The sequence below is a fragment of the Acinetobacter pengchengensis genome, from assembly GCF_982235305.1.
In genome coordinates, this window is record NZ_CEVATJ010000001.1 from 2,181,237 (window position 1) to 2,195,044 (window position 13,808).

Here is a 13,808-nt window from a genome sequence, read left to right on the forward strand (position 1 = left end):
TGTTATCCCTAAATTAACCAAATCTTAATCGACAAATTGTTCCGACTGAATATTCAATTCAATGTCCCAATTCTTGAATTGCACTTGTTCATCGTGCAATTCAGCGACAAGTAATGGCCACTGTTTGGCATCACCCGACACGCTGAGCTGCCATTGTTGCGCATTGCGGATGCTTAATTCAATGGCAGGAAGCATCGCATCGCTACGACTTGCATTGACCAAAACTGCAAGGCGAAGCAACAAACTTAAGTAAACAATTTTATTGCCACCCGCTTTCAATGCTTCTATTTTCGCGTCATGACGCAACTTTCGACGATGGTTGCCCACCAAATGCGAGAGATAGTTTTGGTCAATTTGTGAAAACCCTGGAATGTCCGAATGTTGCAATAAATATGCACCATGACGATGATAACTGCTGTGACTGATGGCTAAACCAATTTCATGCAGGTACGCAGCACGACGCAATAAGTCACTATCTTCATTATTTAATCTTAATGAATCTGCCACACTATCAAACAAATGTTGCGCAGTTTTGACCACGCGTCCTGCCTGTTTCGGGTCTGAGTTATAACGCCCCATTAAGGCCTGTACACTGCGATCACGAATGTCTTCATGCTGGAAACGTCCTAACAAGTCATACATTACACCTTCACGCAAGGCACCATCGGAATACACCAATTTATCGATATCTAATACATCAAATACGGCATATAAAATTGCTAAACCTGCTGGCAAAACTGCTCGACGGTCTTCTTTAAGGCCATCAAATTCCATTTCTGATACGTGTTTAAACTTGAGCAAACGGTCTTTGAGTTTTTCTAAACCTTCACGAGTCAGATTTTCCTGCTCATTGCTCCAGCCCATATTTACCGTAATTTGACGACAGGCTTTAATGGTACCGCTTGAACCTACAACCGTATCCCAACCTGCTTCTTTATAAGTGTTTGCAATCGAATACAGTTCTTTACGCGCTGCAACTACTGCTTTTTCAAAACTACTCTTGCTAATTTCACCATCGGCAAAATAGGCTTTGGTATAGGCCACACAGCCCATTTGTAAAGATTCAGTATGAATTGGCTCAAACTCTTCGCCAATAATCAATTCTGTCGAACCACCGCCAATATCAATCACCAAACGACGTCCACTATTCGCCATCGTGTGCGATACGCCTAAATAAATTAAACGGGCTTCTTCACGCCCTGCAATAATTTCAATAGGTTTAGGCAAAATTTCTGCGGCTTTTTGAATAAACTCATGTCCATTTTTGGCCTGACGCAGTGCGTTAGTTGCCACAATACGCAAACGGTTTGACTGTACTGCAGTTAAACGCCCCACAAAACGCGCCAAACAAGCCAAACCTCGTTGTTGAGCTGCTTCGGTCAAATTCTTATTTTCATCTAAACCTGCAGCCAACTGTACTTTTTCTGACATTGATGCCACTTTTTTTACTTCACCATGATCCACCCGTGCAATCGCCAAGTGGAAACTATTCGACCCCATATCGATGGCTGCGAGTAACTCTTCATCAATTAAAAAATCAGACATTCTTCAAACAAACCTAGACAGAATTGTGCCTAGAGTAATTCACATAAACCTAATTTAAAAGCCATTTATCAGCACAATTTAACGACTATTTAAATTTTCTGCATATATGACAATTGTGTTACAGAATTAGCATTTTCGTTTAGCCTTATCGTCACGATCAATTGGACAAATTTGTATATTGAATGGAAAATTCACAGATTCCCTACTTTGTTCAAGATGGCTATGTAATACTAATTAAAGCTATCTTATAAATTATTTGGAGCGTAATCCATGTCTGGCAACATCGTAAACACCACTGATGCAAACTTCGAAGCCGATGTTCTTCAATCAGATACTCCTGTATTGGTTGACTTTTGGGCTGGCTGGTGTGCGCCATGTAAAGCAATTGCACCTGTACTTGAAGTACTTGCAAACGAATACCAAGGCAAAGTTAAAATTGTAAAGGTTGATGTGACTTCTTGCGAACAAACTGCAGTGAACTACAACATCCGCAATATTCCAGCTTTATTGATGTTCAAAAATGGTGAAGTGGTTGCACAGCAAGTTGGTGCAGCACCTAAATCTAAATTGACTGCGTTTATTGACGAAAATATCTAAGTCGATGGATACATCATCTATTTATAGAGATGATGAAAAAAATACGCCAAACACTGGCGTATTTTTTTTCCTACAAATTGACAACTAGAGATTTCTCTCTTATATTGCATGCTCAGGAAACGCAGGATCTTTCATCCTCTTTCTGAAAAGACACAACACAAAAATGCCGCTCGGCAACAGAAATTGTTTTTCACATTTTTCATTCAAACAATGAATCAGTGCTCTGAATCGTTATTGTGCAAATACAATTGCTTTCATTTTATTGTATGAATGCGGCTAAATGTTGCTCCTTCTCTAACCAGTACCCCAGAATTTTAATTCTATCAGAACCTCTATGAATTTAACCGAACTCAAGAAAAAACCGATTGGCGAACTCATCAAAATTGCCGAGTTTATGGGCCTTGAAGGAATGGCACGTAACCGTAAGCAAGACATTATTTTTGCCATCTTAAAGCGCCACGCCATGAATGGTGAAGAGATTTTTGGTGATGGCGTTCTAGAAATTCTCTCTGATGGTTTTGGTTTTTTACGCTCTGCTGCTGGTTCATATCTTGCTGGCCCAGATGACATTTATGTCAGTCCTTCACAGATTCGTCGCTTTAACCTACGTACAGGTGACACAATTACGGGTACGATTCGTCCACCTAAAGAAGGTGAACGTTATTTTGCTTTACTTAAAGTAAACCAAATAAACTATGACACCCCTGAAAATTCACGTAATAAAATCTTATTTGAAAACTTAACCCCGCTTTTCCCAACAGAACAATTGGTAATGGAGTTGGGTAACGGAACAACTGAAGACTTAACTGCACGTGTGGTAGATTTGGTTGCCCCAATCGGTAAAGGTCAGCGTTCAATTATTGTCGCTCCGCCTAAAGCGGGTAAAACCATGTTGCTACAAAACATCGCCCAGTCGATTGTGCGCAACAACCCTGAGGTGTTCTTAATCGTACTTCTCATTGACGAACGTCCAGAAGAAGTGACGGAAATGGAACGTACCGTTCGTGGCGAAGTCATTGCGTCAACCTTTGATGAATCACCTGCACGTCACGTTCAAGTAGCCGAAATGGTCATTGAAAAAGCCAAACGCTTGGTTGAACACAAAAAAGATGTCGTCATTTTACTGGATTCCATTACCCGTTTGGCTCGTGCGTATAACACCGTTGTACCATCTTCAGGCAAAGTTTTAACGGGTGGTGTTGATGCGCACGCTTTAGAACGTCCAAAACGCTTCTTTGGTGCTGCACGTAATATTGAAGAAGGTGGTTCACTGACCATTATTTCAACTGCACTGATTGAAACAGGCAGTAAAATGGATGAAGTGATTTACGAAGAGTTTAAAGGTACGGGCAACCAAGAGATCACCTTAGACCGTCGTATTGCAGAAAAACGTGTTTTCCCTGCCATGAACATCAAGAAATCAGGTACGCGTCGTGAAGAACGGTTAATGAGTGAAGATAATCTTCGTAAAGTTTGGATTTTACGTAAATTGTTGCACACTCAAGATGAATTGGCAGCAATGGAGTTCTTACTTGATCGCATGAAAGAAACCAAAACCAATGACGATTTCTTCGATCAAATGAAACGTAAAGCAGCCAATTAAACTATTAGAAATATCAGAACACCTAAAAAAGTCATCTTATAACGATGGCTTTTTTTATTTGGTTGACAAAAGTTACATAAAGACACAATTGCACCTGTTATATGTAAACTTATTTTTAAGTAAATGATTATAAAAAAATATTTAGTCAAAACCTTTTAGTTTTTAGCCAGTTACTGTGCAACTCTCCAATCTAAAATGCCAAATTAATTGTTATTTTCTGTTAAAAAAGCACGTATTTTTCGCGTTTTTTTGCCTTTTTTTCAATCAACCTAGTAGCAATTCAAAAAGCGCAGTGATAGCATATTCGCAGACCAGTTAGACTGCGCCTGCGTTGTTAGTGCCTAACAAAATTTAGGAATAATAAAAGCATACAACAGACTAACGTCGGTTTTTTTTAATCTCATATTTTAGAGAGTGATGCCATGTTATTCAAAAAAATCGCTATTGCTGCTGCAGTTGCTACTACTTTAGCTTTTGTTGGTTGTGCTAAAAAAACTGAAGAAGCTGCTGCTGACGCTAACGCTGCTGCATCTGAAGCTGTTGTAGCTGCATCTGAAGCTGAAGCTGCTGCTGACGCTGCTGCTGTAGAAGTTGCTTCTGGCGCTGAAGCTGCTGTAGACGCTGCTACTGATGCTGCTGACACTGCTGCTGCTGCTGCAACTGACGCTGCTGATGCTGCTGTAGACGCTGCTGCTGCTGCTTCTGAAGCTGCTGCTCAATAATCGATTAGATTATGCAGTACAAAAAGAGAGCCTCTGGCTCTCTTTTTTTATTACCTGTTTTAAATTACTGACACAATAACAAATCGTGATATATCAAAGTATCAGAACAGTCCTACCCTACTTACAAGTAGGTTAGTCAAACCTTTTAAATTCAATCAGAATATTTTCCAAAGTTTATTAAAGCTACCCATCCATTTTGGGCAAGGTAAAATCATCTATTGATTATGTGCTACAGAGATAATTGCCTATCTAAGCTATTGGTCTTGTTTATAGATTATTTTAAAAAGTAGGCTAAATGTATTTAAACTCACGCTAGATGCCAGCCTAAACCAAATACAAGTATTAAATATCTAACGCAGAATTAAAACATAAAAAAAGCAGATCAATCGATCTGCTCATTTCCCACACGCTGGCGGAATTTCTGGCCTGCGCGGAATGTGACTACACGGCGGGCTGAAATTGGAATTTCTTCGCCTGTTTTCGGGTTGCGACCAGGTCGTTGACGTTTATCACGTAACTCGAAGTTCCCAAACCCTGAAAGTTTAACTTGCTCGCCAGAGATCAGTGCTTGGCTGATCTCATCAAAAAATAGCTCGACCATTTGTTTCGCTTCACGGCGGTTTAAACTCGTGAGCTCACTTAAATGATCAGCCATTTCTGCTTTTGTTAATGCTGTCATGAAGCCCTCAATGTCGCTTGGTAAGTGTTTTCCAACACTTGCAGAATGTTATCCATACCAGATTTAATTTCAGCATCTTCAAGTGTACGTGTTGGATGTTGCCATAACAAGGCAAAAGCCAAAGAACGCTTGCCTTGTTCAACACCTTGACCAGTATACACATCGAATAACCAAGTTGAGTCTAACAGCGCTCCACCCGTTTTTTCAATAAGTTGCTGAATTTCACTTACATTTATCTTATCACTAATTAAAAGCGCAATATCACGTCTAACCGATGGAAAACGTGATAATTCTGTAAAATTATATACATAAGTTTGCAAAACTGCTGTTTGATCGAGTTCTGCCACCCAAGTCGTGCCTAAATCTAGCTCATCTTCTAAAGATGGATGCAAACGACCAAAGTAACCAATAGACTGACCATCTACTAAAATTTCAGCAGATTGCCCAGGATGCAACCAAGTGCGCTCTGAGCGAACATACTCGACTTGTACACGACCTGCAGCTAAAATTTCTTCAATATCACCTTTAAAGTCGAAGAAATCCATAGGCTGAGCTTTGGCATGCCATGATTCTGCATGTTTAGCACCCACAGCAATCAATGCCAAAGTTGGAATTTGTTTTAAATCATGAATGCTTGCTGCATGTTGATAATCAAAACGTAAACCCAACTCAAAAAAACGCACACGGTTTTGCTGACGATTCACGTTGTATTGCACGCATGGAATTAAGCTTGATAACAGTGTTGAGCGCATCACTGCCAAATCGCTAGAAATTGGATTCGCCAATGCCAACGGGTTCACCGCAGGGTTTAACTGTTTTTCCAATTTTGCATCGGCAAAGCTAAAACTAATCGCTTCTTGATAGCCCAAAGTTACTGCAGTTTGACGTAATTGAGAAACTTCAAACTGATCTTGGTATTTTGCCAATCGCACATCTATCACAGGCAAACTGATTTGAATGTTGTCGTAACCGTGAATACGGGCAATTTCTTCAATTAAGTCTTGGTAAATTGCCATATCAAAACGATGCGATGGCGGCACAACGCTCCACTGACCTTCAGCTTGAACAGTCACTTGACAACCTAAACGGGTTAAAGCATCGGCAATAAATGCCGTATCAACGTGATAACCCAAGAGCTGATCGACTTGCGCTTGATTTAACGAAATTGCTGCACGTGTTGGTAATTGTGCTGCTTGTTCTGCCACTGTAATTGGACCAAATTCGCCACCCGCTAATTCTGCAATCAGTTGGGATGCACGGTTCATGGCCAATAATGGCAATTCAAAATCGACACCACGTTCATAACGCTGTGAGGCATCGGTATGTAGGCCATAACGACGTGCACGACCTGCAATATGCAATGGTGCAAAGAAAGCGGATTCAAGGAAAATTTCTGTGGTTTCATCACTTACCGCAGAAGATAAGCCACCCATGATGCCCGCCATCGCCAATACTTTTACGTCATCGGCAATCACCATCACATCTTCTTGTAGCTCTACTTCTTGCTCGTTTAACAGCACCATTTTCTCTGCTGCAGTCGCTTGTCGAACTTGGATACCACCTTGAATTTTCGCACCATCAAAAGCGTGCATGGGCTGACCCAATTCAATCAAGACATAGTTAGTAATATCTACCAAAATACTATGTTGACGGATCCCTGAACGTGTCAACGCGCGCTCCATCCACTCAGGTGTAGCTGCTTTGGTATTGACATTTTTAATCACACGACCTAAATAACGTGGGCAGCCTTCAGTCAGACTTTGTACGGTTTTTTCATCGTGAATGGTTGATGCTACTGCCTGAATATCAGGTGAATTAACTGGCAATTGGTTAATCACTCCAATTTCACGGGCTATACCACGAATACTGAAACAGTCACCACGGTTTGGAGTAATACTAATATCAATGACATGGTCATCTAAATCAAGATACTCACGCACATTCACCCCTACAGGTGCATCTGCAGGCAGTTCCAGTAAGCCATCAAGTTTATCTTCAAGATCAATTTCTGATGCACCGCACAGCATCCCTTGTGATTCCACACCACGCAGTTTGCCTTTTTTAATTTTAAAGTCGCCTGGCAATACCGCACCAATGGTTGCCACAGGTGCTTTCATACCTGCACGCACGTTTGGCGCACCACACACAATCTGCAACGGCTCACCTGAACCAATATTTACCGTAGTCACACGTAAACGATCTGCATCTGGATGCTGTTCAACCGTTAAGACTTCACCCACCACAACGCCTGTAAATGGCTTTGCTGCTGGTGACATATCATCAACTTCTAGACCCAGCATCGTGAGTTGATTCGATAAAGTATCGCTGTCAATGGCTGGGTTAACCCACGTGCGTAGCCAATTTTCGCTAATTTTCATTGATATAAAACCTATAAATCTAAATTTTGAATCCCCTCTACTCCCTCTTTTCAAAGAAGAAGCGTCCTGTGTCATATATGGACACCCCTCTCCTTTTAGGAGAGGTCAGGGAGAGGTATAAATTTGTTTTTAAGCAAACTGGCGCAAGAAACGCACATCATTTTGGTAGAACATACGTAAGTCATTAATGCCATAACGCAACATTGCAAAACGCTCTACCCCTAAACCAAAGGCAAATCCTTTATATTTTTCTGGGTCGATGCCTGAAGCGCGTAATACGTTTGGGTGCACCATGCCGCAACCCAAAACTTCCAACCAACGACCACGTTCATCCATAATATCCACTTCGGCACTTGGCTCTGTAAATGGGAAATACGATGGGCGGAAACGAACTTTTAAGTCTTTTTCAAAGAATACATTCAATAAGTTAATCAACAAACCTTTGAGTTCTGCAAAACTGGTGTTTTCTGCGACGTATAAGCCTTCAATTTGATGGAACATTGGTGAGTGTGTTTGGTCTGAGTCGCAGCGATAAACACGACCTGGACAAACAATACGAATAGGCGGCTGTTGATTTTCCATGGTGCGAATCTGTACGCCAGACGTATGTGTACGCAATAAATGATTCACATCAAAATAGAAAGTATCGTGCATGGCACGTGCAGGGTGATGTCCTGGAATATTCAACGCTTCAAAGTTGTGATAGTCATCTTCAACTTCTGGGCCCGTTGCCACGGTAAAACCGGCTTTGGTAAAGAATTGGCAAATACGTTCCTGAACCTGCGTAACTGGGTGAATACTGCCAATGCTTTGACCACGACCTGGCAAAGTAATATCAACGGTTTCATTAGCCAGTTTTTGCGCCAAAGCCGCTTGTTGTAATTCAGATTGACGCGCAGTTAATGCCGCATTAATTGCTTCACGCACAGCGTGAATTTGTGCACCAAATTCTTTACGCTGTTCAGGGTCCATTTTACCCAGTGCTTTGGATTGTTCCGCAAGCTGGCTTTTTTTCCCCGTAAATTGCACTCGCACCTGGTCGAGTGTAGCAAGGTCCTCTGCTGCTGCAATTGCAGCGAGCGCTTCATTGGTCAGGGCTTCCAGTGACATAGTAACTCTCAAAAGCAACAATTTAGAAATAATTTAAAAACCCCGTATTCTAACAGTTTTTAGTCGCTATGATGAAGCTTCGATATAATCAAAATTAGATTAGCATCTTGAAATACAAAAAGTATAAGATAAAGCCAATCAACACGAGATCTCAATATTATGGCGCTCGATCAGATTTGGAAGCAGCAACTTGCCCTTGTGACTTATGGCAATGAATATTTGACTCAAGATTTAAGTTTCAATCATTGGCTCAAGCATCAAGTATTTAACCAGCATCAAATTCAATTTCGTGATTTATTGTCACAACATTTATTGGCACAACACTTTCAAATTTGGTTAGAGCATCTTAAACAACAAGGCGTGCGACGTTTGAGCCTACATCAGGCAAGTATTTTAAATGATGAGAAAAACCCCAATCCAAATGTAGAGTTATTACCTTTTGCACACTTTATTGTAAGCCACGAGGCAAAACACAAATCTGCCTGGATTTTCGGAAAAGAACTTGCAGAATGGTATACCGCAGAACAAGATTATATGGCGCCCGTTTCGCAACAGAGCGAGCTACGTCAGGAAGTGATGTGGCGTTATCAACTAAACCACAAACTCGTCAAACAGCTCGATACAGATTTTTTCTCTCCAAACTGGGATGAAATTGATCGCTTTATTCGTTCTGAATTATTTTTAAATTCTTGTGCTGCGGAGTTTATTGAACCAGAGCAAAGTGCTAAACCTTATTTCGGTGTAGATCTTACTCAAAATTCAACTGAAAGCATGCACCCAACTTTAGCGTTAATTCCCGCAGACTACCCTGCTGCGTATGCACATCAAATGCTGTATCGTTTAGATGCACTGCATCAATTTATTCAGAACAAAATCCAGCATCCTTATCATGCCGATGGCACAGAATTCGAACCGAGCGAACAACTCAATTTACGTCATTTTTCTCAGAAACTTGAAGATTTACACGCCAAATTTATCACGAAGGTTGCGAACCATTATCAGACCGCACAGCTTACGCCAGTGCAAACGCCTGATCATTTTGAATCAACGCCTAGTCAACTACAAAATATCACTTCACCCCAAATACCAACACCTGCAGCTTCACATAAAGTCGGTGCATCTGCAGTAATTAAACTGATTTTAATTACCGTGGTGATTTGTGCTGCAGCTTACTATTTTGGCTTATAAGCCAGTCATAAATTTTGAGCATAAAAAAAGACCGCTAAGGTACTATATATAACAAATACGGTCTTTTTTTAGTCTTAAAAGACTTATGCAGCTAATGCATCTTTAGCTTTTGAAGCTAAAGCAGCAAATGCAACTGCGTCATGCATAGCGATGTCAGCAAGTACGCGACGGTCGATAATCACTTGAGCTTTTTTCAAGCCAGCGATCATACGGCTGTACGATAAACCATTTTGACGAGCACCCGCATTGATACGCGCAATCCATAAAGCACGGAATTGACGTTTCTTTTGACGACGGTCACGGTAAGCGTATTGACCTGCTTTGATTACCGCTTGGAACGCTACGCGATATACGCGTGAACGAGCGCCATAGTAACCTTTAGCACGAGCAAGAATTTTTTTATGACGGCGATGAGCCTGTACACCACGTTTTACACGAGCCATTTATAATCTCCTTAGATGTATGGGCACATAGCACGAACAGCAGCAACGTCACTCACGTGAACCATTACACAGCCGCGCAATTGACGGATACGTTTAGCAGATTTTTTGGTCAAAATGTGGCGTTTGAACGCTTGTTTACGCTTGAAACCGTTAGCAGTCGCTTTAAAACGTTTAGCTGCACCACGGCGAGTTTTTAACTTAGCCATAACAACCTCTTTAAACACCTGTTCGGCACGTCTGCACCATTGCAAAAACGACCTGCAGGTAAGGGAGCGAGTATTCTAAAGCATCTTTGCTTAAAACAAAAGCATATTAGCTAAATAAAAATGAGCGTCTCATCACTCGTTTACTGTAATTCAACTTTGGAAAACATCATGAAATTGTGAACATTTACTACAATTCACAACAAAGCTTAAGTTCTGCAAAAAATTGTGCAGATCGACACCCTAAAAACTTGCAATAAGTTACGGATTACTCTTGCGATTATTCACAATTACATCAATACTTCGTCTCGCTTGTGTGAGATAAAAAAGACCGTAACATGATGAAAACATCTTTATATATAACTCTATTGCTTGGAATCAGTGGGACGCACTTATATGCAAAACCAACGCAACTGCAACCAACAGCAAAAGCCACACTCGAGGTACAAAAAAGTGCCGCCTTGCCTGCTCATCTCACCACACGTTTAACATGGCGTAAGTTCCCACAGCCCAAATATAAAAATGAAGATTTAAATCAGCAAAACCGAGCTGCAATTGTGCGTATTTATGCAGATGAAACGGGCAAAATTAGTCAAGCCACTATTCAAGAAAGTACAGGGCTGAAAAACTTAGATAACGCCTTATTACAAGCGGTTCGCACTGCTGAAATCCAACCAACCTATGTAGAAGATACTGCCGTTCCGACCATTGGTTTTCAAAGCTTTAATTTAAGATTTCAGGATAACCAACACGAAAATTGCCAGTTTGATTTTCAATCTAAACAATGGTTAGCACAGCAACAACAGCAAAAAGTTCAATTTAAGTATCGTCATCAACCACAATTAAACTTAAGTGCCGAAGATTTAAAAAACCACTCACGCAAGTTAAAGTTTCAATTCAAAGTGAATAAGCATGGCGAGGTGAAACGTGTGAAATTGACACAAGGTTCAGGACAATCTGCACTTGATCAACAAGTTTTGGCTGCAGTGAAAGCTGCTCAAGTAGATGTACCGCGTCAATTTTGGCTATATAAAAAGTCAAAATTAAAAGATGAAATTTATTTTGATATAAACACGTGTGATGCTCAAGAACAGTCATAAGTGAACGTGGTGACTAAGTTATTGGTGGCTGACTTAAACCCATGTATAAACAAAATAAATAAACAGATAACGCCCGATTTTGGCAAGACTCACGATCAACACAAAACGGGCAAAATGTTCTTTCATTAAGCCTGCAATCAGGGTAATTGGATCACCAATAATCGGCACCCAACTGAGAAATAAAGACCAAAAGCCATATTTGGCGTAAGTATGTTGTGCTTTTTCTAATTGAGTAGCCGAAACAGGAAACCATTTTTTATCTTTATAATGTTCGATTTTAAGTCCCAAATACCAGTTCACACAAGAACCTAAAATATTGCCTAGACTCGCAATGCTAATGAGCCAAATGGGTGCATAACTGCCTTCATATAACAGCCCCAACAGCACGGCTTCGGACTGTAAAGGCAATAAAGTTGCCGCACCAAATGCAGATAAAAATAAACCCAACAACGTCCAAAGCATAGACGATTTAAAGTCCTAAAGCTCGTTTAGTTTTACGATATTCCCAGTTCGCCCAAACAATACAGAGCAAAATGAGCACCGCACGCGCCCATGTATAACGCTGAGTAACAGGCTCAATCGCGGCACGTAAAACCTGCTGATCTGTGCTATTTAAAGCCCCAATCATATTCTGCACATGAAAAGCTTCGATCACAAACAAGATCAAGCAAGATACGATACCCAAAATAATGCTCCAATACACTTTGGCATTTTGTTCAACAATCTTGGTAAAGTTTAAAAAAAATTCTTGCATAGCCCATCCAATAAAAAAGCCACCTGAAAAAGTAAGGTATCAGGTGGCTGGCATATTAGCATAAAAGTAAATTCAAACTTGAATCTCAAGTGCTTTCTGCACCGCAGGGCGAGCAGTCAATCGTGTAATATAGTCTTGTACATAAGGATAATCTTCTAGCGAAATATTTTGCCAGTCATGACGTAGTGCCCATGGCAAAATAGCCATATCAGCGATTGAATATTCACCTGCCACGTACTTTTGCCCCATCAACTGCTTATTTAACACACCATATAAACGCTTGGATTCATTGATATAACGCTCAATCGCATAAGGAATTTTCTCTGGTGCGTAGCGACTAAAATGATGATTTTGCCCCAGCATTGGACCAAAACCACCCATCTGCCACATCAGCCACTGCTCTACTTCAACACGTTCTTGCTCATCGTTAGGGTAGAACATGCCTGTTTTTCGCCCAAGATATTGTAAAATTGCACCCGACTCAAACACAGAGATTGGCTCACCACGTGGGCCATTCTGATCGACAATTGCAGGAATTTTATTATTGGGCGAAATTTTTAAAAAATCTGGCTGAAATTGATCATCTTCTGAAATATTGATGGGGAAAATTTGATATTCCAAGCCCATTTCTTCTAATGCAATTGTAATTTTATGACCGTTGGGCGTACCCCAATAATATAAATCAATCATTTGTGCCTATGCTCCGTGCACCTTTATTTTGGTGTTTCAACAACATAATAGATCTGACCAAAAACAACAAGCATTGCGCCGAAAAATAAATTTTTATTATCTATTCAATTACTTGAAACTAAAAATAAAAAATTTTCGCGCTCTTCCTTGAATTTTTTTCACTCAAACACATATTTATTTTTGCATCAGGATGATATTTCATCTTTTGCCCTGTCGATGATGATCATGACAGATAAATTCTTGTTTTAAGACTTTGCTGACCTCAGGAGGTTCTAATAATGAGTAACATCAATCTTCATCCACTTTTCCGTCGCAGTATTGGTTTTGATCGATTGAATGATTTCATTGATTATGCCATGCAAAGCGATGCACCCAACTATCCGCCCTACAATATTGAAAAACATGGTGAAAACCATTACCGCATTGTAGTGGCAACTGCTGGTTTCGACCAGAACGAGCTGGATATTTCACTTGAAAACCGTTTACTGACCATTTCCGGCAAGCCTGAGGTTGTGCAAACCGAAGGTACTGAATATCTGCATAAAGGTATTGCCCGTCGCTCCTTTAAACTGTCATTGCGTTTAGACGAGCACATTGAAGTACAACAAGCCGATTATGAAAATGGTCTGTTGGTGATTGATCTGCAACGTATCATTCCAGAAGAGAAGTTGCCGCGACAAATCCCGATCGGCAAAAAGTTACTGCTAGAAAATCCGGAAAAGGTGACCGAAAAAACCGTGAATACGGAATAATGTGCTTATTCAAAGAAAGACTCCAACTGGAGTCTTTCTTTTTT

General features: G+C 40.6%; 15 protein-coding genes. 6 read left to right on the forward strand and 9 right to left on the reverse strand.

Annotated features, from left to right (window positions below; translation table 11 throughout):
* Window positions 1-24: 24 nt before the first annotated feature.
* The gene (gene ppx, locus AC0T5Z_RS10590; RefSeq protein ID WP_435337618.1) at window positions 25-1,545 is read right to left on the reverse strand and encodes an exopolyphosphatase; all 1,521 of its coding nucleotides are present in this window, start codon (window positions 1,543-1,545) and stop codon (window positions 25-27) included.
* Between the two features lie 270 nt (window positions 1,546-1,815).
* On the opposite strand from ppx, the gene trxA reads away from it, so the two are divergent.
* The 3 genes from trxA to AC0T5Z_RS10605 all read left to right on the forward strand — a co-directional run bounded on the left by trxA (window position 1,816) and on the right by AC0T5Z_RS10605 (window position 4,467).
* Window positions 1,816-2,142 (forward strand): thioredoxin, encoded by a 327-nt coding sequence (trxA, locus tag AC0T5Z_RS10595; RefSeq protein WP_236093937.1) that lies wholly within the window; start codon window positions 1,816-1,818, stop codon window positions 2,140-2,142.
* Between the two features lie 334 nt (window positions 2,143-2,476).
* A complete protein-coding gene (rho, locus tag AC0T5Z_RS10600) occupies window positions 2,477-3,745 on the forward strand; it encodes a transcription termination factor Rho (protein ID WP_004975162.1) in 1,269 nt (422 codons plus the stop codon).
* Window positions 3,746-4,167: 422 nt separating this feature from the next.
* On the forward strand, window positions 4,168-4,467 hold the full coding sequence (locus AC0T5Z_RS10605; RefSeq protein WP_131260745.1) for a hypothetical protein: 300 nt from the start codon (window positions 4,168-4,170) through the stop codon (window positions 4,465-4,467).
* A gap of 382 nt (window positions 4,468-4,849) precedes the next feature.
* Here the strand turns inward: AC0T5Z_RS10605 and AC0T5Z_RS10610 are convergent, their stop codons facing one another.
* The 3 genes from AC0T5Z_RS10610 to pheS all read right to left on the reverse strand — a co-directional run bounded on the left by AC0T5Z_RS10610 (window position 4,850) and on the right by pheS (window position 8,634).
* Entirely contained in the window at window positions 4,850-5,146 is a 297-nt protein-coding gene (locus AC0T5Z_RS10610) for an integration host factor subunit alpha (protein ID WP_004649746.1), read from the reverse strand.
* Window positions 5,143-7,524: a phenylalanine--tRNA ligase subunit beta gene (gene pheT, locus AC0T5Z_RS10615; RefSeq protein ID WP_435337742.1), complete on the reverse strand. Its 2,382-nt coding sequence runs from the start codon at window positions 7,522-7,524 to the stop codon at window positions 5,143-5,145. Before pheT ends, AC0T5Z_RS10610 begins: the two co-directional genes overlap by 4 nt.
* Before the next feature lie 129 nt (window positions 7,525-7,653).
* On the reverse strand, window positions 7,654-8,634 hold the full coding sequence (gene pheS, locus AC0T5Z_RS10620) for a phenylalanine--tRNA ligase subunit alpha (RefSeq protein ID WP_435337743.1): 981 nt from the start codon (window positions 8,632-8,634) through the stop codon (window positions 7,654-7,656).
* Between the two features lie 159 nt (window positions 8,635-8,793).
* On the opposite strand from pheS, the gene AC0T5Z_RS10625 reads away from it, so the two are divergent.
* Window positions 8,794-9,822 carry a hypothetical protein gene (locus AC0T5Z_RS10625; protein WP_435337744.1) on the forward strand — a complete coding sequence of 343 codons (1,029 nt, stop codon included), beginning with the start codon at window positions 8,794-8,796 and terminating at the stop codon, window positions 9,820-9,822.
* 83 nt (window positions 9,823-9,905) lie between these two features.
* Here AC0T5Z_RS10625 and rplT read toward each other — a convergent pair whose 3' ends face one another.
* Both rplT and rpmI read right to left on the reverse strand, forming a co-directional pair.
* Window positions 9,906-10,265: a 50S ribosomal protein L20 gene (gene rplT / locus AC0T5Z_RS10630; protein ID WP_004647525.1), complete on the reverse strand. Its 360-nt coding sequence runs from the start codon at window positions 10,263-10,265 to the stop codon at window positions 9,906-9,908.
* Between the two features lie 11 nt (window positions 10,266-10,276).
* Window positions 10,277-10,471, reverse strand: coding sequence for a 50S ribosomal protein L35 (gene rpmI, locus AC0T5Z_RS10635; RefSeq protein ID WP_004975152.1), 195 nt, complete (start codon window positions 10,469-10,471; stop codon window positions 10,277-10,279).
* Between the two features lie 335 nt (window positions 10,472-10,806).
* Between rpmI and AC0T5Z_RS10640 the strand changes: the two genes are divergently transcribed.
* Window positions 10,807-11,568 (forward strand): energy transducer TonB, encoded by a 762-nt coding sequence (locus AC0T5Z_RS10640; RefSeq protein WP_435337745.1) that lies wholly within the window; start codon window positions 10,807-10,809, stop codon window positions 11,566-11,568.
* A gap of 33 nt (window positions 11,569-11,601) precedes the next feature.
* Here the strand turns inward: AC0T5Z_RS10640 and AC0T5Z_RS10645 are convergent, their stop codons facing one another.
* From AC0T5Z_RS10645 to AC0T5Z_RS10655, 3 genes are all read right to left on the reverse strand, one after another.
* Window positions 11,602-12,030, reverse strand: a complete 429-nt coding sequence (locus AC0T5Z_RS10645) for a YqaA family protein (RefSeq protein ID WP_435337746.1) — start codon at window positions 12,028-12,030, stop codon at window positions 11,602-11,604.
* 7 nt (window positions 12,031-12,037) lie between these two features.
* Window positions 12,038-12,322, reverse strand: coding sequence for a hypothetical protein (locus AC0T5Z_RS10650; protein ID WP_435337747.1), 285 nt, complete (start codon window positions 12,320-12,322; stop codon window positions 12,038-12,040).
* 72 nt (window positions 12,323-12,394) lie between these two features.
* Window positions 12,395-13,012: a glutathione S-transferase N-terminal domain-containing protein gene (locus AC0T5Z_RS10655; RefSeq protein WP_435337748.1), complete on the reverse strand. Its 618-nt coding sequence runs from the start codon at window positions 13,010-13,012 to the stop codon at window positions 12,395-12,397.
* 278 nt (window positions 13,013-13,290) lie between these two features.
* Between AC0T5Z_RS10655 and AC0T5Z_RS10660 the strand changes: the two genes are divergently transcribed.
* A complete protein-coding gene (locus tag AC0T5Z_RS10660; RefSeq protein ID WP_019836319.1) occupies window positions 13,291-13,764 on the forward strand; it encodes an Hsp20 family protein in 474 nt (157 codons plus the stop codon).
* Window positions 13,765-13,808 lie beyond the last annotated feature (44 nt).

Excerpts from the sequence above, each read along its gene's own strand:
- ppx (WP_435337618.1), bottom strand. The coding sequence starts at position 1,545 with ATGTCTGATTTTTTAATTGATGAAGAGTTACTCGCAGCCATCGATATG.
- trxA (WP_236093937.1), top strand. The coding sequence starts at position 1,816 with ATGTCTGGCAACATCGTAAACACCACTGATGCAAACTTCGAAGCCGAT.
- rho (WP_004975162.1), top strand. The coding sequence starts at position 2,477 with ATGAATTTAACCGAACTCAAGAAAAAACCGATTGGCGAACTCATCAAA.
- AC0T5Z_RS10605 (WP_131260745.1), top strand. The coding sequence starts at position 4,168 with ATGTTATTCAAAAAAATCGCTATTGCTGCTGCAGTTGCTACTACTTTA.
- AC0T5Z_RS10610 (WP_004649746.1), bottom strand. The coding sequence starts at position 5,146 with ATGACAGCATTAACAAAAGCAGAAATGGCTGATCATTTAAGTGAGCTC.
- pheT (WP_435337742.1), bottom strand. The coding sequence starts at position 7,524 with ATGAAAATTAGCGAAAATTGGCTACGCACGTGGGTTAACCCAGCCATT.
- pheS (WP_435337743.1), bottom strand. The coding sequence starts at position 8,634 with ATGTCACTGGAAGCCCTGACCAATGAAGCGCTCGCTGCAATTGCAGCA.
- AC0T5Z_RS10625 (WP_435337744.1), top strand. The coding sequence starts at position 8,794 with ATGGCGCTCGATCAGATTTGGAAGCAGCAACTTGCCCTTGTGACTTAT.
- rplT (WP_004647525.1), bottom strand. The coding sequence starts at position 10,265 with ATGGCTCGTGTAAAACGTGGTGTACAGGCTCATCGCCGTCATAAAAAA.
- rpmI (WP_004975152.1), bottom strand. The coding sequence starts at position 10,471 with ATGGCTAAGTTAAAAACTCGCCGTGGTGCAGCTAAACGTTTTAAAGCG.
- AC0T5Z_RS10640 (WP_435337745.1), top strand. The coding sequence starts at position 10,807 with ATGATGAAAACATCTTTATATATAACTCTATTGCTTGGAATCAGTGGG.
- AC0T5Z_RS10645 (WP_435337746.1), bottom strand. The coding sequence starts at position 12,030 with ATGCTTTGGACGTTGTTGGGTTTATTTTTATCTGCATTTGGTGCGGCA.
- AC0T5Z_RS10650 (WP_435337747.1), bottom strand. The coding sequence starts at position 12,322 with ATGCAAGAATTTTTTTTAAACTTTACCAAGATTGTTGAACAAAATGCC.
- AC0T5Z_RS10655 (WP_435337748.1), bottom strand. The coding sequence starts at position 13,012 with ATGATTGATTTATATTATTGGGGTACGCCCAACGGTCATAAAATTACA.
- AC0T5Z_RS10660 (WP_019836319.1), top strand. The coding sequence starts at position 13,291 with ATGAGTAACATCAATCTTCATCCACTTTTCCGTCGCAGTATTGGTTTT.